The sequence below is a fragment of the Leifsonia sp. RCC_180 genome, assembly GCF_058138205.1.
This window is the reverse complement of record NZ_CP200340.1, coordinates 3,368,900-3,394,170: the sequence shown is the minus strand read 5'-3', so window position 1 is coordinate 3,394,170 and position 25,271 is coordinate 3,368,900. Positions and strand designations below refer to the sequence as shown.

24 protein-coding genes are annotated in these 25,271 nt (G+C 67.6%); 5 read left to right on the top strand and 19 right to left on the bottom strand.

What is annotated here, in order from left to right; all coding sequences use genetic code 11:
• Window positions 1-27 precede the first annotated feature (27 nt).
• The 7 genes from AB7E03_RS16695 to AB7E03_RS16665 form a co-directional block, all read right to left on the bottom strand.
• Window positions 28-1,209, bottom strand: a complete 1,182-nt coding sequence (locus AB7E03_RS16695) for a NosD domain-containing protein (RefSeq protein ID WP_489942454.1) — start codon at window positions 1,207-1,209, stop codon at window positions 28-30.
• Between the two features lie 262 nt (window positions 1,210-1,471).
• Entirely contained in the window at window positions 1,472-2,386 is a 915-nt protein-coding gene (locus AB7E03_RS16690; protein ID WP_489942453.1) for a carbohydrate kinase family protein, read from the bottom strand.
• Window positions 2,383-3,363: a glycosyl hydrolase family 32 gene (locus AB7E03_RS16685; protein ID WP_489942452.1), complete on the bottom strand. Its 981-nt coding sequence runs from the start codon at window positions 3,361-3,363 to the stop codon at window positions 2,383-2,385. Before AB7E03_RS16685 ends, AB7E03_RS16690 begins: the two co-directional genes overlap by 4 nt.
• 16 nt (window positions 3,364-3,379) lie before the next feature.
• Window positions 3,380-4,426, bottom strand: a complete 1,047-nt coding sequence (locus tag AB7E03_RS16680; protein WP_489942451.1) for a LacI family DNA-binding transcriptional regulator — start codon at window positions 4,424-4,426, stop codon at window positions 3,380-3,382.
• A gap of 22 nt (window positions 4,427-4,448) precedes the next feature.
• Window positions 4,449-5,288, bottom strand: coding sequence for a carbohydrate ABC transporter permease (locus AB7E03_RS16675; RefSeq protein WP_489942450.1), 840 nt, complete (start codon window positions 5,286-5,288; stop codon window positions 4,449-4,451).
• Entirely contained in the window at window positions 5,285-6,238 is a 954-nt protein-coding gene (locus AB7E03_RS16670) for a carbohydrate ABC transporter permease (RefSeq protein WP_489942928.1), read from the bottom strand. The genes AB7E03_RS16675 and AB7E03_RS16670 overlap by 4 nt, the downstream gene beginning before the upstream one ends.
• Window positions 6,238-7,515 (bottom strand): ABC transporter substrate-binding protein, encoded by a 1,278-nt coding sequence (locus AB7E03_RS16665; RefSeq protein ID WP_489942449.1) that lies wholly within the window; start codon window positions 7,513-7,515, stop codon window positions 6,238-6,240. The genes AB7E03_RS16670 and AB7E03_RS16665 overlap by 1 nt, the downstream gene beginning before the upstream one ends.
• A gap of 255 nt (window positions 7,516-7,770) precedes the next feature.
• Between AB7E03_RS16665 and AB7E03_RS16660 the strand changes: the two genes are divergently transcribed.
• Window positions 7,771-9,012 carry an MFS transporter gene (locus tag AB7E03_RS16660; protein WP_489942448.1) on the top strand — a complete coding sequence of 414 codons (1,242 nt, stop codon included), beginning with the start codon at window positions 7,771-7,773 and terminating at the stop codon, window positions 9,010-9,012.
• 109 nt (window positions 9,013-9,121) lie between these two features.
• On the opposite strand, the gene AB7E03_RS16655 is transcribed toward AB7E03_RS16660, so the two are convergent.
• Together AB7E03_RS16655 and AB7E03_RS16650 are read right to left on the bottom strand one after the other, a co-directional pair.
• Window positions 9,122-10,003 carry an AraC family transcriptional regulator gene (locus AB7E03_RS16655; protein WP_489942447.1) on the bottom strand — a complete coding sequence of 294 codons (882 nt, stop codon included), beginning with the start codon at window positions 10,001-10,003 and terminating at the stop codon, window positions 9,122-9,124.
• A gap of 70 nt (window positions 10,004-10,073) precedes the next feature.
• Window positions 10,074-11,024 carry a zinc-binding dehydrogenase gene (locus tag AB7E03_RS16650; RefSeq protein ID WP_489942446.1) on the bottom strand — a complete coding sequence of 317 codons (951 nt, stop codon included), beginning with the start codon at window positions 11,022-11,024 and terminating at the stop codon, window positions 10,074-10,076.
• Between the two features lie 70 nt (window positions 11,025-11,094).
• Here AB7E03_RS16650 and AB7E03_RS16645 point away from each other — a divergent pair, with 70 nt between their 5' ends.
• Together AB7E03_RS16645 and AB7E03_RS16640 are read left to right on the top strand one after the other, a co-directional pair.
• Window positions 11,095-11,538: a MarR family winged helix-turn-helix transcriptional regulator gene (locus AB7E03_RS16645; RefSeq protein ID WP_489942445.1), complete on the top strand. Its 444-nt coding sequence runs from the start codon at window positions 11,095-11,097 to the stop codon at window positions 11,536-11,538.
• Between the two features lie 71 nt (window positions 11,539-11,609).
• Window positions 11,610-12,392 carry a FadR/GntR family transcriptional regulator gene (locus AB7E03_RS16640; protein ID WP_489942444.1) on the top strand — a complete coding sequence of 261 codons (783 nt, stop codon included), beginning with the start codon at window positions 11,610-11,612 and terminating at the stop codon, window positions 12,390-12,392.
• Here AB7E03_RS16640 and AB7E03_RS16635 read toward each other — a convergent pair.
• The 10 genes from AB7E03_RS16635 to AB7E03_RS16590 form a co-directional block, all read right to left on the bottom strand.
• Window positions 12,377-13,210 carry an amidohydrolase family protein gene (locus AB7E03_RS16635; RefSeq protein ID WP_489942443.1) on the bottom strand — a complete coding sequence of 278 codons (834 nt, stop codon included), beginning with the start codon at window positions 13,208-13,210 and terminating at the stop codon, window positions 12,377-12,379. The two genes, AB7E03_RS16640 and AB7E03_RS16635, sit on opposite strands and share 16 nt — an antisense overlap.
• Window positions 13,207-13,545, bottom strand: a complete 339-nt coding sequence (locus tag AB7E03_RS16630) for an L-rhamnose mutarotase (RefSeq protein ID WP_489942442.1) — start codon at window positions 13,543-13,545, stop codon at window positions 13,207-13,209. Before AB7E03_RS16630 ends, AB7E03_RS16635 begins: the two co-directional genes overlap by 4 nt.
• A complete protein-coding gene (locus tag AB7E03_RS16625) occupies window positions 13,542-14,720 on the bottom strand; it encodes a mandelate racemase/muconate lactonizing enzyme family protein (protein ID WP_489942441.1) in 1,179 nt (392 codons plus the stop codon). The genes AB7E03_RS16630 and AB7E03_RS16625 overlap by 4 nt, the downstream gene beginning before the upstream one ends.
• A gap of 28 nt (window positions 14,721-14,748) precedes the next feature.
• A complete protein-coding gene (locus AB7E03_RS16620) occupies window positions 14,749-15,651 on the bottom strand; it encodes a carbohydrate ABC transporter permease (protein ID WP_441783557.1) in 903 nt (300 codons plus the stop codon).
• Window positions 15,652-15,653: 2 nt separating this feature from the next.
• Window positions 15,654-16,595 carry a carbohydrate ABC transporter permease gene (locus AB7E03_RS16615; protein WP_441783556.1) on the bottom strand — a complete coding sequence of 314 codons (942 nt, stop codon included), beginning with the start codon at window positions 16,593-16,595 and terminating at the stop codon, window positions 15,654-15,656.
• Window position 16,596: 1 nt separating this feature from the next.
• Window positions 16,597-17,970: an ABC transporter substrate-binding protein gene (locus AB7E03_RS16610; protein ID WP_489942440.1), complete on the bottom strand. Its 1,374-nt coding sequence runs from the start codon at window positions 17,968-17,970 to the stop codon at window positions 16,597-16,599.
• 99 nt (window positions 17,971-18,069) lie between these two features.
• Window positions 18,070-19,020 carry a sugar kinase gene (locus AB7E03_RS16605; RefSeq protein WP_489942439.1) on the bottom strand — a complete coding sequence of 317 codons (951 nt, stop codon included), beginning with the start codon at window positions 19,018-19,020 and terminating at the stop codon, window positions 18,070-18,072.
• Complete coding sequence (gene eda / locus AB7E03_RS16600) at window positions 19,017-19,640, bottom strand: bifunctional 4-hydroxy-2-oxoglutarate aldolase/2-dehydro-3-deoxy-phosphogluconate aldolase (protein WP_489942438.1); 624 nt, start codon at window positions 19,638-19,640, stop codon at window positions 19,017-19,019. Before eda ends, AB7E03_RS16605 begins: the two co-directional genes overlap by 4 nt.
• Entirely contained in the window at window positions 19,637-20,398 is a 762-nt protein-coding gene (locus tag AB7E03_RS16595; protein ID WP_489942437.1) for an SDR family oxidoreductase, read from the bottom strand. The genes eda and AB7E03_RS16595 overlap by 4 nt, the downstream gene beginning before the upstream one ends.
• Complete coding sequence (locus AB7E03_RS16590) at window positions 20,395-21,411, bottom strand: zinc-dependent alcohol dehydrogenase (protein ID WP_489942436.1); 1,017 nt, start codon at window positions 21,409-21,411, stop codon at window positions 20,395-20,397. The genes AB7E03_RS16595 and AB7E03_RS16590 overlap by 4 nt, the downstream gene beginning before the upstream one ends.
• Before the next feature lie 77 nt (window positions 21,412-21,488).
• Here AB7E03_RS16590 and AB7E03_RS16585 point away from each other — a divergent pair, with 77 nt between their 5' ends.
• A complete protein-coding gene (locus AB7E03_RS16585) occupies window positions 21,489-22,493 on the top strand; it encodes an aldo/keto reductase (protein ID WP_489942435.1) in 1,005 nt (334 codons plus the stop codon).
• Window positions 22,494-22,622: 129 nt separating this feature from the next.
• Complete coding sequence (locus tag AB7E03_RS16580) at window positions 22,623-25,238, top strand: right-handed parallel beta-helix repeat-containing protein (RefSeq protein ID WP_489942434.1); 2,616 nt, start codon at window positions 22,623-22,625, stop codon at window positions 25,236-25,238.
• The last annotated feature ends 33 nt before the right edge of the window (window positions 25,239-25,271 follow it).

Sequence of the window (25,271 nt, the reverse complement as noted above, 5' to 3'; positions counted from 1 at the left end):
TCTGTGTAGCTGGTCCAGAGCTGGGGCTCACGGGGTGGGACGGAATCCGTAGCTCGTGGAGTTCGCGAGCAGCTGTGCCTCGGTTCCGCTGTCGAAGACATGGGAGTTGGTCGTTCCCGCGTCAAGGACGACCGTGTGGACGCTGAGGTTGGAGATGACGTGATTCGCGCCGATGTAATTCTGATCGCCGTTCTTGATGCGGAAGATCGCGGCTGTGCCACCGGCAGGCTTCACCTGCTCGGGCGGGATGATCAAGGTGACGTGATTGGAGGTGACGGTGTTCCCGTCGCCGTTCACCTGGACGACCCCGAAATCGTCGTCGAGACCGTTCCCTACGCCGATGAACGGCCCATAGGTCTCCACCTGTCGCTCGAACATGTTGGAACTGATCAGGTTCTCCTTGCAGTTGCCCTCAAGCGTGATGCCGCCCGGGTAGAAGGACTGCAGCCGGTTCGCCGAGACGTTCGAGCGGAACGAGTCCTTGAGATGAATGGAGTCGATACCTCGCGGGAAGATGTTGTTCCCGGTGATGAGAAGGCCGTTGCTGTTCTCGGCGAAGATCGAGAAGCCGACAGGGCCGGCGCCGAGATGATTGTCCTCGATCTTGCTGGCCTGGCTGCCGCCCATGATGAAGACGCACGTGCCGCATTCTGCGATGAAGTTGCCGGAGACATCGAGGGCATCCGGACCTTGAATCAGCAGCGCCTGCTCCAGGTAGACCATGCCCATACCCCGCACACGGACCGAGTCGTTGTCGGTTGCGAAACGGATCCCGATCTTCCCGTTGCGGTACGAGTTCTGGCTGCCTCCGAAGGAGACGCCATCCAGGCAGAAGTTCTCGAACGCGATCCCGCTCAGTCGCGGGTTCCCGTTGCGGGCCACCAGAAACGCTTCAGCGTTACCGTCCGTGTTCTCCACCCTGATGTGGCTGCCGCCGGGGTTGAGTTCTTTCCAGCCCGTGGTGTCGGAGTTGTACCGGATGGAAAGGGAGGTGAAGCCGTGCCCTGATCCGCGGATGGTGAGGAAGCTGACATCGACGACGACTCGAGTCTTCAACGAGTAGGTGCCCGGCGGGACGTAGATAACCGCCCCGGGCTTGTCCGCCGGGTTGGTCTGGCGTCGCTTGACGTCAGCGATGATGCTGTTGATGACAGCGCCGATGTCGTAGTGGGGGTCGACCGGCTTGCCAGGAGTCTTCCAATCGGTCACGTCGTACACGTTAGATTCCATCAGAGTTCCTTTCGTTGCTCGTGCAACTTCGCTGTTACAGAAGGCCGACAGGGACTCGGCGAATGGGGGGTGGCTGCTTGCCCTGCTCGGGCTGCGGGGTGTCGGCTACTGCGGGTTTCGCGCTGGCGAGGTTCAGCGCTGCGATTGCCGCGGCGGTCGCGGCGGTCTGGACGACCGCGCGCCGAGTGGGCCGCATCTTCTCGGTCATGAAGGCCCTTTCGTGTGTGAGAGATCGTGGAGGTCAGGCGGAAGGCGAATACGACAGGAGTTCACTGAATGCCGGCAGGTCTGCGCCTGTTCGCGACACGGTGATGGCCGCTGCGCGAGCGGCACGTGAGCCCACGGCAGCCATCCGGCTCTCACTGATCGGCTTGCCGTCCCAGCCACCGTCTTCGACGATGAGAGACCAGATGAGGGCGGCCATGAAGGAGTCTCCCGCACCGACTGTGTCGGCCACCCCGACCGCGACCGGCGGGATGTGTGTGCGATGCGGACCGCTGGCCAGCAGGGCTCCCCCGCTCCCGCGTGTGACACCGACGACTGCTACTCCGCTGTCGATCAGCAGCTCGGCGACGTACTCGATGGACTTTCCCGGGAACAGGAAGTCCGCGTCCTCGTCGCTGAGTTTCGTCAGATGGCTCGTGAGTGCCAGAGCCATGAATCGGGTGCGGGCTCGATCCGGGTCAGTAAGCAGGGTCGGCCGGATGTTCGGATCGAAGCTGATGAGAGCGCCCGATGCGCGGCCACGCCGGATGATGTCCTGAGTGACCTCCGACCCCGGCTCGAGGAATGCGGCGAGGGACCCGGTGTGGATGATCGCCGGGCTTCGCAGATCCTCCAGATTTCGAGGGTTCCACCCGAGAGCGAAATCGTAGGCCGCTGAGCCGTCGGCTTCGAGAATCGCCACGGCTCGTGACGTCGGGTCACCCGTGACGGACTCGTGCGTCAGTGTCACACCCGACGCGGCCACGTGCCGCCTGATGATCTCCCCGTCCTCATCGTCTCCGATCGCCGTGTGCAGGCGCGTGACCACGTTCAGCCTGGCCAGCCCGAGGGCGACGTTCGCCGGCGACCCGCCGGGGTGCCGGCTTACGGAGGAGCCATCCACGACTTCGTCGATGAGGGCTTCCCCGACGACGAGAGCGCCGGTGTTCACGAGCCCACTCGCAGGTGCTCAGCCGATACTTCACTGCTCCCCTCGACCGTCAGCCGCCCATTCACCCAGCGGATCGGGCGCGGATCAGAGATCTCGCCGATCCAGCTCCCGTTCTCGTCATCGTTGTGGAACGCGAGAAGTTGCCAGCGCCCGGTGCGGTCTTGAATCAGACGCCCGACGTAGAGTTGCTCGTCGGTTACGCGATACGCCTGCGTGATGTCGAAACTGCCGTTGAGCGAATCCGTCGGGAAGGCCCACACTCCCCCGGCCGGATCCTGCGTTCGACGTCTCTGGGACAGCTCGGAGCCAAGACACGAGAAGAGCCCGACCGGGCGCCCTTCAACGTTGATGGTCTGCACGACCTCAAGGTGGCCGAACCCGGCACCAGGCTGGGAAAGGGGAGGCTGCACCGTCCAGGTCGTCAGATCGGGTGAGGTGGCGTAGCCGATGACGCCCCGGTCGTCGGGGTCCCCGTGGTTGGCGCGTGCGGTGATGAGCATGTGCCAGGTCCCGTCGTGCTGGAACACCCACGGGTCTCGCCAGGCCTGATCCGGCCACTGGCGTGTCTCCGCGGTTTCGTACCAGCGCGGGTCAGGCTCGAGAATCTGCCGCTCAGCCTCCCGGTGCCAGGTGAAAAGGTCATCGGACACGACGGAACTGATTCGCTGGTTGAGCCCCCCTTCGCCCCGGCTGACTGCGGTGTAGAACATCCGCCAGGTCCCGTCATCCTGGCGCACGACCGAACCAGTCCAGGTGGCGAGGTCGTCGAACGCGGGCGAGTCGTCAGGGATGACGGCGTCGGCGTGTTCGGTCCACGACGTGAGGTCTTTCGATGTGGCGTGCCCGATGGTGGCGCGCCAGTGCCGGCGATTGGGGTCGACGAGCGCACGGGACGCCTTGAGGAAGAACAGGTGGAAGAGGTCGCCGTCATCGGCGATCCAGAAATCCCACACCCAGGAGGCGGCGAGGCGAAGCATGTGTAGGGCGTACCTTTCAGTCGGCGCGTGGCGGGCTTACCGACCCGCGGATGACCAGCGGGCAGTCGAGCAGTGTCGGCTTGTCGGCGAGGAGGCGGTGTTCGCCCTCGCCGTGCAGGAGATGCACGAGCGTCTCCACCGCCCAGGCACCCATCTCGTAGTGCGGGAGGGCGACGGTGGTGAGACCGGGGAAGAGGTTCGCGGCGATGAGCTCCTGGTTGTCGAATCCCACGATCGAGAGGTCACGCGGAATGTCGAGGCCCAGTTCGGTGGCGGCACGATAGGCACCCATCGCCATCCGGTCGTTGTAGCAGAACAGGGCTGTGGGCCGGTCGGCTCGGCTCAGCATCTCCCGCGCGAGCTCGTATCCGGGAAGGGTCTCGGACGGCGCTGTAGCGGTCAGCGTTGCGTCGAACGGAATGCCATGCCTGTCCAGCACTTCTCGATACCCGGCGAATCGAAGATGGGTCGCGGGGACGTCGTCATCGTTGTTGAGGAAGCCGATGCGGGTGTGTCCTGCGTCGACGAGGTGGCTGACGGCGGCGATTGCGCCGCCCACCTCGTCCGGCACCACGGCGGGGACGATGCCGGCTCGATCTGTCGAGTCGATGAGGACTGCGGGAAGCGCTCGGAGATTCGGCGGAAGTGACACCTGACGGTGGTACATCGTCGCGTAGAGGACGGCATCCACCTGCCGGTCGAGCAGAGCCTGTACGTCGTCTCTATGAGAGTTCCCGGTCGACTCTCGTTCCGTGTTGATGATGACCAGGGTGAGATCGTGCTCCCGGGCCGCATCCTGCGCACCGAGGATGATCCGTCCCGCGTGCGGGGTGGTTGCGATTTCTTCGCTCAGGAGCCCGATCAGCCCGGACCGGTTGGTTCGCAGAGCTTGCGCCGCGCGATTGGGTCCATAGCCGAGGGTCTTGGCGGCATGACGGACTCGCGCTCGCGTCTCCTCGGCCACTCGGGTATGGGGCGTGTCGTTGAGTACGTGCGAAACCGTGGTGACGGACACACCCGCCAACTCGGCAACGTCTCGAATGCTCGAGCTTTTTACTGCCATTGCGCTTCCTTCCCCACGAAGCTCATCCCTTCACCGCACCGAGCGTGAGTCCAGCAACGATATGCCGCTGCAGGAGCAACGTGAGCAGAATCACCGGGATCGAATAGATGACGGCAAGGGCGGTCATCGATCCCCAGTCGAGCCCGAACTGCGTCTGGAAGTTGGCGATCACGATCGGCGTGGTCTGCGACCGGACCGCCGTCAGCAGCAACGCGAACAAGAACTCGTTCCAGCTGGCCAGAAAGGCGAAGATTGCGGTGACCGCGACCCCGCCCGCCGTCACCGGGATGACCACCCGCCAGAGTGCGCCGAGCCGGCTGTTGCCGTCGATCTTCGCCGCCTCTTCGAGCTCACCGGGCACTGCTTCGAAGAAGCTCGACATGAGCCAGATCGACAGCGGCAGGGAGATCGTGGTGTGGGCGATCGCCAACGCCAGTGAGGTGTCCGAAATGCCCAGGTTGCGGAAGATGGAGATCATCGGAACGCCGATCACGATCGGCGGCACCATGCGGGCGACGAGCGCCAGGACGATGAAGATCCTGCCCGTCCGGGTCCGGAACCGCGTCACCGCATAGGCCGCCGGGATGGCGAGCACGAGAGAGATGAGAGTGCTCAGGACGGCGGTGATGATGCTGTTGATGAAGGAGGCGAGGACCCCGTCGCGGGTGAGCGCCGAAACGTAGTTGTCGACGGTCCACACGCTCGGGAGCAGCCTCGGCGGGACAGAAATGGTCTCCAGCGGCGTCTTGAATGACGTGAAGAGCATGTAGAGGAAGGGGAACCCGTACAGCAGGACGACAGCGATCAGGATCAGCCAGAGGAGCGCACGGGAACTCAGGCGACGCGCTTCCAGTCCGTTCATCGCTCCGTCTCGCTTCCTGGCCGCCAGATCGTCAGGATCGCGAAAAGGGCGACGGCGAGCATCGCGATCAAGTAGATGGTTCCCATTGCGCTTGCGAGGCCCGGGTCGCCGAAGCGCACCATCGTCCGGTAGATCAACAGCGACAGAGTCTCCGTGCTCTGCTGGGGTCCGCCGTTGGTCTGGATAACGATCACGTCGAAGGCGCGGGCAGCGTCGATGCCGCGCACGATCAAGGCAACGGCGATCACCGGTCGAAGCAGCGGGATGATGATGCGGAACAGGATGGTGGTGTACCGCGCACCGTCGAGCCTGGCCGCCTCGATCACATCCCCCGGGATGTTCTGCAGGCCGGCGAAGAGCACGAGTGTGATGAAGGAGGTGGTGAGCCAGATGTCGGGAATCGCGACGGAGAACAGGGCGATGTTCGGGTCGCTCAGCCACTGGATCTGGTCGCTGGAGTGGATGATTCCGACCGACTTCAGCAGCTCGTTGACGATTCCGAAGTTGTCGATGAGCAGGAATCGCCAGAGCAGACCGGCGACGATCGGTGCGATCATCAGGGGGTAAAGGAAGATCGTGCGGAAGACCCGCGACGAGTTGCCCAGTGAGGTGAACAGGAGCGCCACCAGCAGTCCGAGGACGAACTCGAAGGCGACCACGATCACTGTGTAGAGGATGGTCCGCCACACCGCGTTGGTGAAGTCGTCGCTGGTCAACGCAGTGACGTAGTTCGCGAACCCGACGAACTCGCGCGGCCCTCCGGCGATCGGGCTGATCTTGAAGAAGCTGTCGCTGACGAACTGAAGCAGCGGCCATCCGATGAAGATGGCAAGGAACAGTCCGGCCGGCAGCATCAGCAGTGCTGCGAACCGCCGATCGGCGGTGCGGAGAGAACGTTTACGAGGAGACCGAAGTGGGCGGCCGGTGCGGCCGCCCACTCGCTGCTCCATCACTTGACTAGCGATTGGACCTGCTCCTTTGCTGCGTTCAGCAGCGCCTGCTTGTCAGCGCCGGGCTGCAACGACTTCTGAATCATCGGGACCAGCACCGTGTCCACGATCTGCTGCCACTTCGGGTTAGCCGGCCGCGGGATCGTCGCCTGCGCATCCAGCGTCTCCACCAGCGGCTTGTAGTTCTCGTAACCCGGCTGATCCTGGTACTTCTCGAACGCCGACTTACGGGCGACAAGACCGAGAGAGGTCTTCGCGCTCAGTTCGTTGTGCTCATAGGCGAACTTCACGAAGTCCAGACCCTGCTGCTGCTTCTTGCTGGCCTTCGCCACGGACAGGTACCAGGCGCCGGGCACGCCGGCGATGCCGCCGGACCCGGCGATCATCGGCGCGACGCCGACCTTGCCGTACACGGAGGCGTCCTTCGGGATCTGCCGGTAGGCATGAGCCCAGAACCGCATCATTGCCGTCTTGCCCTGGTTGAACAGGTTCTGCGCACCGGCCCAGTCGAGCTGGGCGGATCCGGCAGGCGCGTACTTCTGCATCGCGGTGTAGAAGTCGAGGGCCTTGAGACTGTTCTCGTCCCCCAGCGACACCTCGCTGCCCGAGTTGTTCAGCACCATGGTCTTTTCGCCGGTCTGGGACAGCGTGGCGAGATACTCGGTCTCGACGGCGCCCTTCATGTCGGTGCCGTAGAGGCCCTTGTCGGGCTGGGTGAAGAACTCAGCCGCGTCCTGATACTGCTGCCATGTGGTCGGCGGGACCAGGTCGTAGCCGTACTTGGTCTTGAACGCGGCCTTGTTCGCCGCGTCGTCGAAGAGGTCTTTCCGGTAGTACAGGATCTCCGAGTTCGTCCAGACCGGCATCCCGGCGTAGGTGCCGTCGACGTTCGCCTCCTTGACGAGGGCAGGGAACAGGTCGCTCTTCACCTCCGAGGTGAAGAGCTTGTCCAGCGGCGTGACGGCGTCCTTGAATGCCGGCAGCCAGATGGAGTCGAGCGCGGCGACGTCGAACGAGACGGTTCCGGACGTGAACTCGCTGTTGAGACGGTTGTAGAGACCGTCGTACGGGAGCTCGACGAAGGTCACCTTGGTACCGGTGTCCTTCTTGTACAGGTCGGCGATCGGCTGGAGTTCAGCGTGGCCGCCGGCCTCGACGAGCACGGTGATGGCTTTGTCCGACGAGGAACCGTCCCCGCCGCCGACGCCGCACCCTGCGAGGGTGAGCGCAACCGCGGTGCCGACTGCTGCGGCGGCCGCGAACTTCTTACGAAGCATCGTTACTCCGAATCTGCTGTGCAGCGAACGGCTGCGTGAATGAGGGTGCGTGTGCCAAGACGTTTTGGCAAAACGTCTTGGCACGACGATAAGGAGGGTCGCAGGCAGTCGTCAACCGCCAAACAATGCCAAAATGCCAAAACTTGCCAAACGACGGGGAGTCGGGAAGCAGCGGATCGCCGATTCCGGACGGAGGATCAGGCACCCCGGACGATCGGTTCGGCGCATCCGCGCACAGCCGACCACGATCGAAGGATGAGCGTCGAAACGTCCTCCCCCTCCGATACGTCGTCCGTCCCTGCGGTCTCCGCCGCGTCCGCCCGCTCCGCCGCCTCCGCCACACCGGCGCGCCGCGCATCCTGGGGCGGCGTGGTCGCCCTCATGGTGGGAGTCTTCGCGCTCGTCACCGGCGAGTTCCTCCCGGCGAGCCTGCTGTCGCCGATCGCCTCGGGGCTAGGAGTCAGCGAAGGAACGGCCGGGCAGGCGGTCACCGCGACAGCACTCATCGGTGTGATCGCGGGGCCCGCGATCGGGCCCCTGTTCCCGCGGCTCGACCGGCGCATCCTGCTTGTCGGGCTCGCGGTGCTCGCGGCGGTCTCGAACATCCTCGTCGCCGTCGCTCCGCAGTTCTGGCTGCTGCTGGTGGCTCGAGTGCTTCTGGGTGTCGCGATCTCCGGCTTCTGGTCCATGGCGGTCGCGGTCGCCGCGCAGTTGGTGCCCGCCCAGCATCTCGGACGCGCCATGATGATCGTCAACACGGGCGTGTCGCTCGCGACGGTGGTCGCCGTACCGCTCGGCGCGTTCCTCGGCGCAATCTGGGGATGGCGCGCCGTCTTCCTCCTCGTCGCGGCGATGTCCGTCGCAGCAGCAGTGGCGCAGGTCCTGCTCCTACCGCGGGTCGCCCCGGCCAAGGGGTCCGGTGTGCGGACGCTCCTGGCCGCCGTGCGCGCGCCGGTCATGATCGTCGGGCTGCTCGGCATCGCGCTGCTCGCGGGCGGACACTTCGCCGGGTTCACCTACATCCGGTTGGGTGCCGCCGACATCCCGGGTCTCACCGCAGGCGGCCTTGCGATCCTGTTGGCGGCGTACGGCCTCGGTGGCTTCGCCGGCAACATCATCGCCGGAATCGTGGCCGACCGACGGCTGCGGACGGCCCTGATCGTGATGCCGGCCGTGCTGGGAACCGCGGTGACGGTATTTGCGCTGGTCCCCGACTTCGTACCGCTCGCCTTCGCCGCGGTCGTGCTGTGGGGCTTCGCGTTCGGTGGCGTCCCGACGCTCGTGCAGACCTGGGCGGCTCGCGTGGAGCCGGAGCGGATGGAGGCCGCCGGCGGGCTCGTCGTCGCCGCCTTCCAGCTGGCGATCGCTCTCGGTGCCGCGGTCGGCGGGGTGCTCGTCGACGGAGCAGGCGTGAAGGCGGCGCTCGTCACCGGGGGCGTGGTCGCCGTCCTCGGCGGTGTCCTGCTGGGCTCCGCCCGGAGAGGCAAGGCGCTCTAGCGGCGAAGCAGCCGCCCTGCCGGGCAAGGGAAACCGGCAGGGCGGCTCGAGGACGATCGCACTGCGGGCGCGCTCGCTCCTCACCGAGATAGACGAGGGATTCCGCGTGTTATGACGCCATCGCGGACTCGCGACGCCACGTCGCCGGGCTCGTCCCGGTGTGGCGGCGGAACGCGCGGCTGAAGGCGACGTCCGACCCGTACCCGAGGCGCAGCGCGACCTCGCCGACGCTGAGCCGGCCGTCACCCAGCAGCTGCTTGGCCTGATCCATCCGGAGTCCGGTGAGATAGCGGCTCGGGGAGTCACCGACGACTTCGCGGAAACGTTCGGCGAACACGGTCCGCGAAGCGCTGGCCACGTGGGCCAGCCGGTCCACCGTCCACTGCTCGCCCGGTGATTGCTGCATCGCAGCGAGGGCGCGCGCGATGTGCGGGTCACTCACGCGCACCAGCCACTGGTCCGGCGCACAGCCGTTCTCGGCCCAGGCGCGCACCGCCGCGGAGGCGATGATCGTCGCGATCCGGCTGGCCATCACGCAGGTTCCGGCGCGCATCCCGCCGTATTCGTGACTCAACGTCTCGATGAGGGGTCCCATGTGGGGTTCGCGCACAACGAACCCGCAGGCGACGAGCAGCTCGGGCAGCGCGAGCACGAACGGCACGCCGGCGGCGGTCGCCGCTTCAAGTTCGCCTGACGCGAGGACCGTGTCCTCCGTGGCGAGGATGCGGTGGGCGCCGGCCCGGGGCAGCATCAGGAAGTCGCCCGCGGCGAGCCGCAGCGGCGAGTCGCCGCCCGACACCTCGACCGCCCCCTCGACCACGTAGTGGAAGCGCACGTGCCCGCCGGGGATCGCCGCGAGACCTCCGGCGACCAGCTCACGCCGGCTGAAGTCGAGCAGCGTCCACTCGAGCCGAGCCAGCATCCGCCCCAGCTCGCCGATGGTGGCCGGCTCGGGGGTCACCGCGCGAGTGACGGGCAGAGTCAGGGTCATGGAGTAGCGAACCGCCCAACGACAACAGGCATTCCCCGGCACCGTCCTCTGCCCGTCCATGCGGGTCACCTCACGGGATGACGACGGTCCGCTCGCCGCGGGCATCCGAATGCTCCCACGCCTCCTCGATATCGCTCAGCGCAACGACGCGGGGCCGGATCGCGAGGGCTCCGGAGGCGACCGCCGCAGCGAGTTCAGGCAGCCGCGCCTTCCCCAGGTCGGCGGAGCCGAGTCCGCTCCCGCTGACGCGAAGCGCGTTCGACCGAAGCCAGGCGCCGTCCAGAGTGATGGCAGGGCCGCCCATCCCACCGATGTGCACCCAGTCGAGCAGCTGGGTGTGGTCTCGTCGCGCGCTCAGGATGGCCAGCATGGCGCGCTCGGCCGGCGCACCCCACACATAGTCGAGGACGATGTCGACGTCCGCCGCCGCCTCCGCGATAGAGGTGGCTGTCGCCTTCTCATCGGAAGACAGCACCACCCGGTCGTCCGCTCCCTCCGCGAGCAATTGGTCGAGTCGTTCGGTGTCGCGTCCGGCCGCGATGACGCGCCCCGCCCCGAGGTGACGTGCCGCCTTGACCGCCATCGAGCCGGCGGCCCCGGTCGCGCCCAGAACGAGCACCGACTGCCCTTCGGCGAACGGCACCCGGGAGGTGAGGACGACCCAGGACGACATAGCGGGGTTCATGGATGCGGCCACGGTCGCCGGGTCCGCATCCTCAGGCAGAGCGACGGCCCTGCGCGGATCGATCAGGATGCGCTCCGCCATGGTGCCGCCGAGACCGCCGACATAGGCCAGCGAGCCATCCGCCCGCCGGACGACGCCGTCGATTCCGGGCACCAGGGGAAGCACGCCGGAGCTCGCATAGTGCCGCCCCGCGGCGATGCCCCGGGTGACCGGGTGGATGCCGACGGCGAGCACGTCGGCCAGTTCGCGCCCGGCTTCCGCGCGGGGTGCGGGGATGGAGCGGTACCGCGGTGATTCGCCGAACGACTCGACGAGGGCTGCAGCGATGGTGTCCACGAGACCTCCTATTAGTACGTGATACGCACTAATATAGTACGCATCGCGGACTATTCGCTAGACTGAGGCCATGAGCGAGGAAGATCACCGGACGGCGCTCGAGCTTCTCGCACAGCTCTCCTTCGAGACGAGCGAGCGCCTGCAGGAACGGGCCGCGGAGGCCGGGCTGTCCATGCAGCAGGCGCGCCTGCTCGGCATCCTGAGGGACCGCGAACCCACGATCAACGACCTCACCACGCATCTACGATTGGACAAGTCCAGCGTCAGCGGCCTGGTGATCCGCGCCGAACGCCGGGGACTGGTCAGCCGAATCCGGCACGAGAGCGACGGGCGCGCCGTGCGGGTCCGGTTGGAGCCGCCCGGCCGCGCGCTGATCGACGCGGCCAACGCGCGATTCGAAGAGGACATGCGCGACTTCTTCACGACACTGGACGACGCCGAGCGGAGGCAGTGGACGGCCATGACCGCCCGGCTCCTCACCGCCGAAGCAGAACGGCGACGCTCCGCTCTGTAAGCCCCACCCGCCCCAGACCGGGCCGCGGAACCCACGGCCATTTCGCACCACCGAGCGCTAAGGTCATACCTATGACGCCAGACTCCACGGCTGCGACGCGGCTCATTCCGCAGCGGCTGCCCGCCGAGCGGCTCGGGGTGGCGGTCGTCGCCGAGCTGGTCGAGATCATCGTGACCGGTCAGCTCAACGAGGGCGACCTCCTACCGCCGGAAGGCCCGCTCAGCGAGCACTTCGGCGTGAGCCGGACCGTCCTCCGCGAGTCGGTGAAGCGCCTGGAGGAGAAGGGGCTCGTCATCGTCTCCCAGGGTCGCGGCACGCAGGTGCAGGCGCCCGGGTACTGGAACATGCTCGATCCGATCGTCCTGTCGGCCCTCATCGACAACGACGAGAGCCTCGGCGTGCTCGATGAGTTGACGGTCGTCCGTGCGAGCCTCGAATCGGCGATGGCGGGAGCGGTGGCCCGTTCCCACTCTTCGGAGGAGCTGCGCCGTCTCGAGAACGCGCTCACCGCGATGCGCGAGAGCGAGTCGGAGACCGACTCGTTCCGGCAGGCGGACGTCGTCTTCCACTACGCGCTGATGGAGATCTCGGGTAATCGGCTCGCCGAGAACATCGCCAAGCACCTGTACAAGCGCGCCGTCGAATCCAGCCGCTACCAGGGCATCAACCCGCCGGATGCTGTGGCGCTCACACTCGACGAGCATGCAGCGATCGTGGAGGCCATCGCCGGCAACGATCCGGCCGCAGCCGAGAAGGCGATGCACGACCACATCCACGTCTCGTGGGAGCGTCGACGCCTACCCGACCACGCGCCCCGCACGCGCAAGAGCACGAAGGCTCAGGCCACCGAGTAGACCCTCGCCGCCGTCCCGCCGAGGACGTCGTCGCGTTCCGCTGCCGAGAACCCGGCCGTGAGGATGTCGAACGCGTCCCGCCAGGCCGTGGCGCCTCCGCCGAGTTCGGCGAGCGGCCAGTCCGAGCCGTACAGCAGGCGGTCCGTGCCGAAGGCGTCGACGGCGATGTCGACGACCGATCGCAGGTCGTCCGCCGACCACTGGCCGGGCGCGAGGCCGGAGCTGAGGCCGGACACCTTGGCCGTCACATTCGGCCGGCGCGCGAGCTCGCGAAGCCCTGCCTCCCAGCGCGCCGGGTGTGCGTCCTCCGCGAGCGGACCGCCGAGGTGGTCCAGCACGAAACGGACGCCGTCGTGGCGGGCCGCCAGGTCTGCGGCTTGCCCGAGCTGCCAGTCGCGGACGACGAGGTCGAACGCGAGCCCCTCGCGACCGAGCGCCGCGATACCCTCCGACACGCCGTCCCGGAGCAGCCATTCCGGGTCCGGATCGATGTGCGCGAGATGCCGCACGCCGACGACGGGGACGGTGCCCGCCCGCACGCGGGCCAGCTGCGCAGAGACGTCGCCGGTCAGGTCCACCCAGGCGACCAGCCCAGCCACGACGGCCGGGTCGGATCGCGAGAGCCGCTCGCTCTCCGCCAGGCTGTTGCTCGCCTGCACGAGAATCGCCCGGTCCATCCCGGTGGCCGCCAGCATCGCGCTCAGTTCGTCGCCCCCGAAATCGCGGTCGATCGCGGCCATCGTGTCCGGGTCGATCCAGTCCTGCGGGTCGGTCCGGCGGTTCCAGAGGTGAACGTGGGTGTCGACGCGTCCCGTCATCTCTGGCGCCACACCTCGTCGATGGGCTGCCAGAGCGCCCCCGGGTCGCGCTCCTCGGCGATCCTGACCTGGCACGGATCGGTGTGCGTCCACCACTCCTGCGACACCGGATCCTCGCCGATCCGTCGCAGGTCGGCTGCGTGATCGTCCCCGATGTACTCGTAGTGGGCGAACAGGATGTCGCCGAAGACGAAGATGCTGTAGTTACGGATGTTGCACTCCGTCAGCTTCGCCTCGACCCCCGGCCACACGGTTCGGTGGAGCTCGAGATACTCCTCACGCTTCTCCGGCCGGACCCCGACGACCAGGGCGAACCGCTGCGGCTCTCCGCTCACGAAACGGTCCTCACCGGCACGGTGGGGTCGTCGTTCACGTCCGGCTCGGCGACCAGGCGCAGCGCGGCCCGCTCCGGCCGGATGTGCGGCCCGGTCGCGGGCGGAGCACCCGGGGTGCCCGCGGCTGTCAGCAGCGACTCGTCGACGATGATCCCGAGCCCTGGCCGGTCGCCGAGGACGATGCCTCCGTCGTCGAACTGCTGGTCCACATCCAGCCCCCGGGGGAAGGCGAGATCCTGCACCTCGTGCGTGAGGAGGTTCGGCACGGCGGCGGCCGCGTGCGCGATCGGGTTGGCGTTGTAGGCAACCGGGCTGACCGGCAGGTCGTGCCCGTGCGCAAGGGTCGCGACACGGAGGAAGTGCGTGATCCCCCAGACGTTGCCGACCTGGACGACGTCGACGGCATTGGCATCGAGGAGCGGACGGTACTGCTCCAACCCGGTGAGGTTCTCACCGCTGGCGACGGCCGCCTTGATCTTGCCGCGCAACGCGGCCATCCCCGCCGCATCCCACCGACGTAGCGGCTCCTCCACCCAGGTCAGGTCGAGGCGCTCTTCGATCGCGCCGACATACCGCGCCGCCTGTGCGTGGTTCCACGACTCGTTCACGTCGAACATGATCGCGGGATGCCGGGAGTTGCGGCTCAGCACATCCCGCATGATCTCCAGCCGCGGAAGGTCGCGGTCGAGATCGCGACCGCCCTTGAGCTTTCCCGCCTTGAATCCGCGGTCGGCGAATCGCCCGTACAGCTCGGCCAGCTCGTCGTCGGTCTGCCCGTACTCGAGCCCGGACGCGTAGCCGGGCACGAAGCGCTCCCGGGCGCCGAGCGTCCGCCAGAGCGGCTCCTCCGCCGCCTTCGCCTTCAGATCCCAGAGCGCCATGTCGATGGCGCCGATCGTGCCGAAGGTTGAGCCGGAGTGGCCGGCCTTGAAGACCCAGTCGAGCATCCGGTCGTAGAGCGCGACGACCGCGCGCGGGTCCTCGCCCTCGATCGCCGGGAAGACCCGGGCGATGTCATCGTGGGCGCCGAGCCCGACGCCCTCCAGACCGCTGTCCGTCTCGAGGATGAGCACGGGGACGGGCGTCGTGTTGCCGACCTGGACCCCGTTGACGTCGCCGGTGACACGTCCCCAGTCGTGGACGGTGGTCAGGCTGCGGTAGCCGGTGATCTTCATGGGCGGTTCTCCTTCGGTGCGGGCGTGATCATTCCTTGGTTCCTCCCGCCGTCATGCCCGCGACGAGGAAGCGCTGGGAGAAGAGGAAGACGATGAGCACGGGGAGGATCGACACGATGGTCGCCAGCGCCAGGGTGGGCAGCTGGACCGAGTCGGATCCCGCCGAGCTGGGGTTGAACGCGGGGGTCGCGGCGAGCAGCGACGTCAGCCCGACCTGCACGGGGTACCCGTCGCTGGAGGGCAGCATCACGAACGGCAGGAAGAAGTTGTTCCAGTTCTGCACGAAGCTGAAGAACGCGACCAGGGCCACGACCGGCGCGGCGAGCGGCAGCGCCACCCGGGCGAACACCTGGAACTCCGTACAGCCGTCGATGCGTGCCGCGGCAAGGAGGTCGCGCGGGATGCTCGTCGAGAAGTAGATGTAGGTCAGGTAGACGCCGAACGGGAAGAACGACATCGGAAGGATGACCGACAGCGGGCTCCCGATCAGGCCGACCGTGTTGAGCTCCAGGAAGATCGGCAGCACCAGGGCGGTGCTCGGAATAAGCATGACCACCAGGGTCAGTACCAGCAGCGCCTTCCGCAGACGGAACTCGGTGAGCGCCAGGGCGTAGCCGGCCGGGATGCTCACCAGCAGGGTGATGACGAGCGCGCCGATGGAGTACAGCGCCGAGTTGCCGATCCACAGGGTGACGGCGCCGTCCTGGAAGCCGAACAGCTGGTTCCAGTTCGCGGTGAAGTCGGCCCACGATCCGATCGCGAACGGGTTGTCCACGATGAGCGCCTTGGACGACTTGGTGACGGCGAACAGCAGCCACACGATCGGGATGGCGAAGAACAGGACGAAGACGGCCAGGACGACGCCGGCGATGGTGCGGCCGCTCCACCCGCGGAGGCTCGCGCGGCGACGCTCGCCGGTGAGTGCAGTCATTGTCATTCCTTTTCGAAGAGGCCGCCGCGGGTGACGAACACCCAGGAGAGCAGGAGCGCGACGATCAGCAGGAGGAGCGAGATCGCGGCAGCGCCGTTGAAGTCGTTCTGCTGGAACGCGTACTGGTAGGCGAGCTGGTTCAGCGAGTAGTCGTTGGGAACCACGGCGTTGCTCGCCTGGCTGAGGAGTTGCGGTTCGACGAACAGCTGCGTGCCCGCCGCCAGCGACATCACGCCCATGTAGGCGATCCACTTGCGCAGCATCGGCAGCTGGATGCGGATGGCGATCTGCGCGGCGTTCGCGCCGTCGATACGCGCGGCCTCGAGGATGTCGGTGCTGATGTTGTTCAGCGCTCCGTACATGATCACGATCCAGCCGCCCGCGCCTGTCCAGAAGGCGATGATCGCGAAGATCGCCGGGAGGTTGCCGGGCTGGATGACCTGCACGAAACTGTTCAACCCCATCAGCCGGAGCAGCCCGCTCACCGGGCTCGCGGTCGGGTCGAGCACGAACAGCCAGAGCAGCACACTCGACGCACCCGCCAGGGCGCCGGGGAGGTAATAGACGAAGCGGAGCGTCGTGCTCGCCCAGCGGACGCGGAGGGCGTGGACCACCAGCGCGAGCAGCACCACGAAGATCACCAGGCTGATCAGCCAGATCACGAGGTAGATCGTGACGTGGAGAACCGCGGGCCAGAACCGGAAGTCGGTGACGACCTTGATGAAGTTGTCGAAGCCGGCGAATCCGCCGTCGGCGTTGGTGAAGGCGAGCAGCACCGCGTAGAGCGCGGGGATGATGCCGAAGGCGATGGCGAGCAGGGCGTAGAGCGAGACGAAGACGTAGCCGATGGGCGTGCGTCCTGGCGCCCGGCTGCTCCGCCGGGCCGACCGCCGGCGCGCGGAGGCGCCGGCGGTCAGCTGGTCGCTCGGAGGAGCGAGGGTCATGTCAGTTCACCTTGTATCCGTCGACCTTGGCCTGGTTCTCGATCGCCTGCTGCCAGGTCGGGAGCAGCTCCTTGATCGTCTTGCCACCGGAGATGGCCGGGGTCATCGTCTTCGCCCAGACGGCCTCCTGGCTGAAGATGCCGTAGCCCCAGCCGTCCCAGACCTGCGAGGCGGCGGTGGCGACGGGTGCGAGCGAGGTGGCGAAGTACTTGCTCGCCTCCTGCTTCTCCACCCACTTCTTGGCAGCGGGAGCGTAGGCCGGGTATCCGGGAGCGACGTTCACCTGGTAGTCGTCGGACGTCGTGACGAACTGCGCGAACTTCTCGGCGGCCTTCAGGTTCTTGGAGTGGCTGGAGATGAACCAGGTTCCGCCGCCGACGTTTCCGGTGACGGCCTTGTCCTCGCCCTTCCACGGCAGGGGCGCAGCCACACCGAGTTCACCGGCGGGCACGTTGAGCGACTGCGGGTTGTTGAAGATGGCGCCCGCGTACCAGGCCGGACCGGGCATCATCAGGACCTTGCCCGCGTAGCTCTTGACGAACTCCGGGGTGAAGACGCTGATCGCCGGCACGGTGCCGTTCTCGCGGAGGGTGTCGAGCAGGGATGCCGCCCGTGCGCACTCGTCGCTGTCGGTCTTCACCGTGACGGACTTCGGCCCGGTGATGTCGTTGGCCTGGCACTTGCTGGCCCACATGAACACCTCGGGCGTCCACGCGTCACCGGCGGTCCCGATGATGTAGCCGGGGTGCTCCTTGGCGACCTTCTCGCCGAGGGCCTGGTACTCCTCCCACGTCGTGGGGACGGTGTAGCCGAACTTGTCCAGCTGCGCCTTGTCGTACCAGAGCACCGCCTGTGCGAGGTCGTTGCGGAGGCAGTACACCTGCCCGTTCACGGTGCAGGGGTTGAGGGCGCCCTCGGTGAAGTTGTCGAGGGTGTCCTTGGGCACGAGGCCCTTGTCGAGGACCGCCGCGAACGCCTGCTTGCCGTTGCTCTTCTGGCTGGCCCAGGCGGCGTCGTTGTTCTGGCTGGAGAAGACCACATCCGGCCAGCCGCTTCCGGCCCGGTCGAACAGCTGCATCTTCGTGCGGAACGAGTTGGACCCGTTCGCGGAGCCGTCGTAGGTGACGACCTTGATCTTGGTGTCCGGGTTCGCCTTCTCGAATGCCTTCGCCGCGGCCTGACGGTCCGCGTCCACCCAGACGGTGATCGTCGAGGAGGTGTCCTGCTTGGCTTCGGGAAAGCCGTACGACCCGTTCGCCGAGCTCCCACCGGTACTGCAACCGGTGAGGGCCAGGAGCGCCGTCGCGGCGCCAAGTGCGGCGACGGTCAGCGCCGACGAACGGCGTGAACGCACCACAGTGTGGATTCCGACCATGAGATGTCCTTGTCTTGTCGACTTCGTTGACGACTCCGAGGAGGCGTGTTCTGACTATAGAGCATACGTATGATGTTTGCCAACAGCACGTCGAGGCGACTAGCGCGACACCGGATCGCCGTCACCCAGAAGGGCCAGTTCCTCCGAACGCGGCATGCTCTCCCAGTCGCCCCAGCCCATGCACGCGAAGGCGCCGCAGGCATTCGCCGTGCTGAGAGAGTCGGCCAGACTCTCGCCACGGAGGCGTCCGGCGAGAAAGCCCGCGACGAAGGCGTCGCCCGCGCCGACGGTGTCCACGACCGGGACATGAAGAGCCGGATGCTCGACCAGCGCGCCGCCGTCGGAGGCCATGCTGCCGAGCGCCCCGCGCTTGAGGACCGCCGTCGTCGGCCCCAGCTCGCGCATCCCCTCGACCAGTGCTGCGGCGTCGGCATCGGGCCGGCCGAGCAGCAGCGCCGCCTCGTCGTCGCCGGCGAAGATCACATCGGCCCTGGCCGCGATCTGCCGGTACACCTCCGCCGGATCACCGGTCGTCCACAGCGCGCTGCGGTGGTTCACGTCGAAGGAGACGGGGATGCCGTTCTCTCGCGTGATCTCGAGCACGCGGTGGACGGTCTCCCGCCCGGACCCGGAGATCGACGCCGTGATGCCGGTCATGTGCACGAGCTCCGCAGTCTCGATCAACCGCCGATCGATGTCGCCGGGCTCGAGTCGGCTCCCGGCGCTGCCCGAGCGGTAGAACCAGACCTTCGTCGTGTGCGGAGTCCGCTTCTCCTTGACCATCAGGCCGGTGGGATGGTCGGCGTCGACGATCGGATGCGCATCCACTCCCTGGCCGAGGACGTCCCGGAGCACCCGCCGACCGAGGCCATCGGCGCCGACCCGGCCCACCCAGGCCGTCGGGATTCCGAGTCGACTGAGGCCGATGGCGACGTTGCTGTCCGCTCCGCCTGTCCCGATCCGCGCCATGTCGATGTCAGCGAGGCTTCCGACTTCCGCCGCGCGGAAGAGCCCCATCGTCTCGCCGAAGGTGAGGACGTGGCCGCTCATGGTGCGGCCTCGACGGCCTCGACGGCCTGGACCGCGTGTCGGCAGAGCGACTCGATCGCCGCGAAGTCACGCGCGGAGAGGGCGGCTCGGGGCACCATCCAGCTTCCGCCGACCGCGACGACCGACGGCAGCGTGAGGTACTCCCCGGCGCGCGCCGCGTCGATGCCGCCGGTCGGGACGAAGCGGATCTCCGGGAACACGGTGGACAGCGCAGCGACCGCGGCGCGGCCTCCCGACGCCTCGGCCGGGAAGAATTTCAGCGTGCGCAGCCCGAGAGCTCGGGCGCGCATGACTTCGGTGGCCGTGACGACGCCGGGCACCGCCGGCACGCCCCGCCGGGCGCACACTGCGATGACAGCGTCGGCGAGCCCTGGGCTCACGATGAACGACGCGCCGGCATCGATCGCCGCCTCCGCCTGATCGGCATCCAGCACTGTTCCTGCGCCCACTCGCAGCCCGGGAACCGCGCCCATCCTGCGCAGCGCTTCGAGGGCCGCGGGCGTCCGGAGGGTGATCTCGGCTTGCCGGATGCCTCCGGCGACGAGCGCGCGGCCGAGGCTCTCGGCGGCGTCCGCGTCGTCGATCACGACGACTGGGAGGATCGGCTCGAACGCGATCATCGACCGAGCCAGCCGCCGTCGACGGGCAGGATCGCTCCGGAGATGTAGCGCGCGGCATCCGAGGCGAGGAAGACGGCCGCTCCCCCGATGTCCTCTGCGCTGCCCCAGCGGCCCGCCGGGATCCGGTCGAGGATGGCGCGCGACCGCTCCGGGTCGTCTTGGAGGGCCTGCGTGTTGTCCGTCGCGATGTAGCCGGGGGCGATGCCGTTCACGGTGACGCCGCGTCCCGCCCACTCGTTCGAGAGGGCGCGCACGAGACCTGCGACCCCGGACTTCGCCGCGGCGTAGCCCGGAACGGTGATGCCGCCCTGGAAGGACAGCAGCGACGCCGTGAAGACGATCCGCCCGCCGCCTTCCCGCAGCATCCGGCCGCCGAGCGCCTGGCTGAGCACGAACCCGCTGGTCAGGTCGACCTCGAGCACCTCGTCGAACCAGTCGAGGGGATGCTCGGCTGCGGGCGCACGGCGGATCGTTCCCGCGTTGTTGACGAGGATGTCCACGGGTCGCTCCTGCGTCGCCAGCCCGGAGGCCAGCTCGGTCACTTGAGCCCGGTCGGCGAAGTCGACGCGATGGCCCTCGAAGCTCCGCCCCAGCTCGCGCACCCGGTCGCCGATCGCGGACGACGCCGGATCGAGCGTGGCCGACACCCCCACGATGTCCGCCCCGGCTTCGGCGAGCGCCTCGGCGATCGCGAACCCGATCCCGCGCTTGGCGCCGGTGACGACCGCCAGCCGGCCGGTGAGGTCGAATGCGGTCATCGTGCGACCTCCACGAGCAGCTTCATGGCCTGCCCGGCTTCGAGCGTCTCGAACGCCGACGCGACCTCGGGCAGAGGCACGACGCGGGTGATCAGGCGGTCGGCCGGGATCTCGCCCGCGGCGACCAGCTCGACCGCGCGCTCGAAGTCGCGACGCTCGTACACCCGGGCGCCGAGGATGCGCAGCTCCCGCCAGAAGAGGCGGTGCAGGTCGATCGGGCGCGGCTGCGAGTGGATGGCGACCACCACGAGCGTGCCCCGCACCTTCGCCAGCGAGGTCGCCCCGAGCACTGCTGCCGCGGCGCCGGAGACCTCAAAGACGACGTCCGCCCCCGCCCCTCCGGTCCACTCCTCCGCCCAGGCCACCTGGTCTACCGCCGACGGGTCGAGCGTGCGCAGCCCCATCTCCTCGGCAGCGGCCCGGCGGTTGGGATCGATCTCGGCGACCACGACCTCCGCCCCGAACGCTGCGGCGACAGTGGCGATGAGGACCCCGATGGGTCCGGCGCCGATGACGACCGCCTTGTCGCCGGGCGCGAGTTCGGAACGGCGGACGTCGTGGACGGCCACCGCGACCGGCTCGACGAGCGCCGCATCCCGGAGCGAGACGCCGGAGGGAAGCCGGACGAGGGTCGACGCCGGCACGTTCCACAGCTCCTGCAAGGCGCCCGCGCTGTCGATCCCGATGAAGTCGAGGTTCTGACAGATGTGCTGGTTGCCCGCGAGGCAGGCCGGGCACGTGCCGTCCCAGTCGAGCGGCATGACCGTCACCGCATCGCCGACGGCCCAGCCGTCGACCTCCGGCCCGAGCTCGACGATGGTCCCGGACATCTCGTGCCCGATGGTGGCGGGCATGGTGACCCGCGCATCCATGTCTCCGTGGAAGACGTGGAGGTCGGTCCCGCAGATGCCCACGTAGGCGACCGCGAGGCGCACTTCTCCGGGATTCAAGGGTTCTGGTTCGCGCTCCTCGATCGTGATCGTCCGGTCGCCTACATAGTTCGCCGCCAACATCGCCGGGGTGTCCCTTCTTCGAAACTCTCGTGGGTATCCAAACATAATACGTATGCTGAGTGGAATAGACTGCGGCAATGACTCAGCCCTTGCCCACCCGCGCGCTCCGCACCGGGACCGAGCTCACCGAACTCGGCTTTGGAGCCGCGCAGCTCGGCAACCTCTTCCGCGAGACCACCGACGAGGAGTCGGCGGCGGCCGTCTCCACTGCCCTCGACGGAGGGATCCGCTACCTCGACACGGCCCCGCACTACGGGCTGGGGCTGTCCGAACGCCGCCTCGGCGCCGCGCTGAGGGAGGTTCCGCGCGACACGATCGCTCTCTCCTCGAAGGTGGGGCGACTGCTGGTCGACAGCCCTGAAACAGCCGACCGCCTCGACGACGATGGGTTCATCGTCGCGGCAGCGACCACGCGCGTCTGGGACTTCAGCCGCGACGGCATCCTGCGTTCGGTCGAGGCGTCGCTGGGGCGACTCGGCACCGATCACCTCGACATCGCCTACCTCCACGACCCCGACGAGCATTGGGAGGCGGCATCCACCACCGGCATCGACGCCCTGATCGAACTGCGGGACGCAGGGGTCGTCCGAGCCATCGGCGCGGGAATGAACCAGTCGGCGATGCTCGCCGAGTTCGTCCGGCGTACCGACGTGGATGTCGTGATGGTCGCCGGCCGTTTCACCCTGCTCGACCAGTCGGCGCTCGACGATCTCCTGCCGCTGGCGCAGGAACGCGGGGTCGGGGTCGTCGCCGCGGCCGTGTACAACTCGGGGCTGCTGAGCAGCGAGACCGTCGACCGGACCGCCAAGTTCGACTACGGCACCGCCCCAGAGGCCGTCGTCGATCGCGCCGTACGCATCGCCGAGGTCTGCGCGCGGCACGAGGTGAGCCTTCCGGCGGCCGCCATCCAGTACCCGCTGCGGCATCCCGCTGTCGTGTCGGTCGTGACGGGGATGCGCACCGCAGCACACGTGAACAGCACGATCGACCGCTACAGGGCGACGATTCCCGAGGCGCTCTGGGAAGAACTGGAAGCCTCCGGTCTTGCTCCCGACCCGGCTCGGAACGACGCGCGGCGCTGAGCGAACGCAAAGGTCATACGTCTCTTGCTGTAAACGTCATACGTATGATAACCCTGTTGCGGGGGCATCGACGCTCCCCACGACAGGAAGCGATCCAACATGACATTGACGTCAGAACCGGGGCGTTCGATGACGAGGCGAAAGGGGAGGTCGGCGCTGCTGGCACTCCTCGGCGCAGGCGTCGTCATCGCGTCGGCGCTCATCCCGCTCAAGGCGGAAGCCGCTCCATCGACCATCTTCTACGCAGCACCCGACGGTAAAGACGCCGGGCACTGCAGCCAGAGCATGCCGTGCTCGCTCGAACGCGCACAGCATGTGCTCCGTCCCTCCATCAAGCACGGGGATGTGACCGTCCAGCTCGCCGACGGCACCTACCGCCTCTCCAAGCCGCTCAGCTTCGACGCGGGCGACGGCGGAGGCACGAACACGGTCCACTGGACCGCCGCCCCGGGCGCCCACCCCGTCATCAGCGGCGCTTCGGACGTCACCGGGTGGTCGCAGTCCGACGCCGGCACCGGCATCTGGGAGGCCCCGACACCCGCCGGGCTCGACACGCGGCAGCTCTACGTGAACGGCACCATCGCCCCCCGCGCGGCCATCCGGCTCGCCAACGCCGACGTCACCCCGACCGCCACCGGCCTGACGATCAAGAATCCGGCCCTCGCCTCCATGGCGAACCTGCCGGACCAGGGACGCATCGAGTTCGAGTCGCTCGGCGACTTCACCAACCGGTATTCGCCCGTACAGAGCATCAGCCCCACCGAGATCACCATGGCGCAGCCGGCCTGGGACAACAACACCTGGGGCTGGGACACCGTCCAAAGATCCTTCCTCGCCGGCCCCAGCTGGTACCTCGACAACTCGCTCGCCTTCCTCACGCAGACGAACCAGTGGTACATCGACCCGAGCGGCGGGAAGCTCTACTACAAGCCCGCCGCGGGCGTCGACCCGAACAAGCTCGACATCGAGTTGCCGCGCCTGCAGTCGCTGATCAGCATCGGCGGCACGTACGACAAGCCGGTCAGCGGACTGTCGTTCGAGGGCATCCAGTTCTCGGGAACCTCCTGGCTCGGCCCGTCCACCGACGGCTACGCCGACCAGCAGAACGGGCTTTTCTTGAAGGGGACGTACGACTACCGGCCCGCCGACGCGTTCACCAGCTGCTCCCGCGGCTGCGAGATGTTCGAGCGCGCGCGCACCAGCTGGTTCCAGGAGCCGTCAGCGGTCCAGGTCTCGGCGGCCAGCCACATCTCCTTCACCGGCAACACCTTCACCAACCTGGGCTCCACAGCGCTCGGCATCGGGAACGATGCCAACGCCACGGTCACCGGCGTCGGCTACGGAGCAAGCAGCATCGACGTGGTCGGCAACCGGTTCACGGAGGACAGCGGGCACGGTGTCGCCGTCGGCGGAGTACTGCCGGACGCGCACCACCCGAGCGATGTGCGGATGACCAACCAGGACATCCGCATCCAGGACAACACGATCGACCACGTGTCGGTGGACTACAAGGACAACAGCGGGATCCTGAGCACCTACGTGACGAACGCGCAGATCCTGCACAACGAGGTGTCCAACGTCCCGTACGACGGCATCGACACCGGCTACGGCTGGGGCATCAACGACGCGGGCGGATCGAACGACTACGTCGACCGCGGCTACTACAACTGGAACACCCTGTACACGACGCCGACGACGCTGAAGGACAACCGCGTCGAAGGCAACCTCGTGCACAACACCAAGGCGCGTTTCGCCGACGGCGGGTCGGTGTACAACCTCTCCGCCAGCCCGGGCAGCGTCGTAGACAAGAACTACCTGTTCAACATCTCGGGAGTCGGCCTCTACCTCGATGAGGGATCGCGCTCGCTGACCTATGAGAACAACGTGGTCCAGGGCGGTTCGTTCGTCTTCACCAACGCCTCCAGCCTCCGGAACAACACCAGCGACAACACCATCCAGAACAACTGGTACAACTCCGGCGGCGTCTCGGCGCCGAACGCGGCCGCGCACAACAACAAGCTGATCAACAACGTCAAGGTCACCGGCGCCAACTGGCCGCAGGGTGCCCGGGACGTGATCTGCGCAGCCGGGGTGGCGCCTCAGTACCGCACCTCGCTCAACGCCAACCAGTTCGGCTTCACCGGGTGCCCGGTGACCGCGCCGGTGGGTGCCGGATTCGCCACGACCGGGGCCTCGGCCGTCAGCTCGTACTTCGGGCAGGCGGGCGGAGCGTTCGGGATCGCGGCGGCCGGAGCGGACGTATGGGGCGCCGGCGGTCAGCACTCCGACCAGTTCGGCGCGATCTACAAGGACGACTCCTTCGGTTCGGCGTCGAGCGTCTCGGCCCGGGTGGTGTCGGTGAACGACGCCAACGCCTCCGCGAAGTCGGGTGTGATGGTCCGCAACGACATCACGAAGGCGGGGGCCTCGGCCGGCTACGCGGTCGTCGCGGTCACCGCCCGCAACGGGGTCGTCTTCGAGTGGGATGCGAACGGCGACGGCTACCTGGACTCGGAGGCGAAAGCCTCCGTGGACGTGTTCCGCCCGATCTGGGTGCAGCTGACCCGGAGCGGCTCGTCGTTCACCGCGTCGTACTCGTACGACGGCGCGAACTACGTGCCGATCGGGTCGCCGGTCACGCTGGCCTCGGCCGCGGCGACGCAGGATGCGGGGCTCTTCTCGACCTCGCACGATGTCACGCAGTCCGCGATCAACCAGTTCGACGGGTTCACGGTCACGCCGTGATCCGCTGACGCTTGGCGCGCTGACAACAGCGAG

What these genes read in the sequence shown, in the direction of transcription:
- AB7E03_RS16685 (WP_489942452.1), bottom strand. Translation starts at nt 3,363, where the DNA reads ATGCTTCGCCTCGCCGCCTCCTGGGTGTGGGATTTCTGGATCGCCGAT.
- AB7E03_RS16680 (WP_489942451.1), bottom strand. Translation starts at nt 4,426, where the DNA reads ATGGCAGTAAAAAGCTCGAGCATTCGAGACGTTGCCGAGTTGGCGGGT.
- AB7E03_RS16675 (WP_489942450.1), bottom strand. Translation starts at nt 5,288, where the DNA reads ATGAACGGACTGGAAGCGCGTCGCCTGAGTTCCCGTGCGCTCCTCTGG.
- AB7E03_RS16670 (WP_489942928.1), bottom strand. Translation starts at nt 6,238, where the DNA reads ATGGAGCAGCGAGTGGGCGGCCGCACCGGCCGCCCACTTCGGTCTCCT.
- AB7E03_RS16665 (WP_489942449.1), bottom strand. Translation starts at nt 7,515, where the DNA reads ATGCTTCGTAAGAAGTTCGCGGCCGCCGCAGCAGTCGGCACCGCGGTT.
- AB7E03_RS16660 (WP_489942448.1), top strand. Translation starts at nt 7,771, where the DNA reads ATGAGCGTCGAAACGTCCTCCCCCTCCGATACGTCGTCCGTCCCTGCG.
- AB7E03_RS16655 (WP_489942447.1), bottom strand. Translation starts at nt 10,003, where the DNA reads ATGACCCTGACTCTGCCCGTCACTCGCGCGGTGACCCCCGAGCCGGCC.
- AB7E03_RS16645 (WP_489942445.1), top strand. Translation starts at nt 11,095, where the DNA reads ATGAGCGAGGAAGATCACCGGACGGCGCTCGAGCTTCTCGCACAGCTC.
- AB7E03_RS16640 (WP_489942444.1), top strand. Translation starts at nt 11,610, where the DNA reads ATGACGCCAGACTCCACGGCTGCGACGCGGCTCATTCCGCAGCGGCTG.
- AB7E03_RS16635 (WP_489942443.1), bottom strand. Translation starts at nt 13,210, where the DNA reads ATGACGGGACGCGTCGACACCCACGTTCACCTCTGGAACCGCCGGACC.
- AB7E03_RS16625 (WP_489942441.1), bottom strand. Translation starts at nt 14,720, where the DNA reads ATGAAGATCACCGGCTACCGCAGCCTGACCACCGTCCACGACTGGGGA.
- AB7E03_RS16620 (WP_441783557.1), bottom strand. Translation starts at nt 15,651, where the DNA reads ATGACTGCACTCACCGGCGAGCGTCGCCGCGCGAGCCTCCGCGGGTGG.
- AB7E03_RS16615 (WP_441783556.1), bottom strand. Translation starts at nt 16,595, where the DNA reads ATGACCCTCGCTCCTCCGAGCGACCAGCTGACCGCCGGCGCCTCCGCG.
- AB7E03_RS16610 (WP_489942440.1), bottom strand. Translation starts at nt 17,970, where the DNA reads ATGGTCGGAATCCACACTGTGGTGCGTTCACGCCGTTCGTCGGCGCTG.
- AB7E03_RS16605 (WP_489942439.1), bottom strand. Translation starts at nt 19,020, where the DNA reads ATGAGCGGCCACGTCCTCACCTTCGGCGAGACGATGGGGCTCTTCCGC.
- eda (WP_489942438.1), bottom strand. Translation starts at nt 19,640, where the DNA reads ATGATCGCGTTCGAGCCGATCCTCCCAGTCGTCGTGATCGACGACGCG.
- AB7E03_RS16595 (WP_489942437.1), bottom strand. Translation starts at nt 20,398, where the DNA reads ATGACCGCATTCGACCTCACCGGCCGGCTGGCGGTCGTCACCGGCGCC.
- AB7E03_RS16590 (WP_489942436.1), bottom strand. Translation starts at nt 21,411, where the DNA reads ATGTTGGCGGCGAACTATGTAGGCGACCGGACGATCACGATCGAGGAG.
- AB7E03_RS16585 (WP_489942435.1), top strand. Translation starts at nt 21,489, where the DNA reads ATGACTCAGCCCTTGCCCACCCGCGCGCTCCGCACCGGGACCGAGCTC.
- AB7E03_RS16580 (WP_489942434.1), top strand. Translation starts at nt 22,623, where the DNA reads ATGACGAGGCGAAAGGGGAGGTCGGCGCTGCTGGCACTCCTCGGCGCA.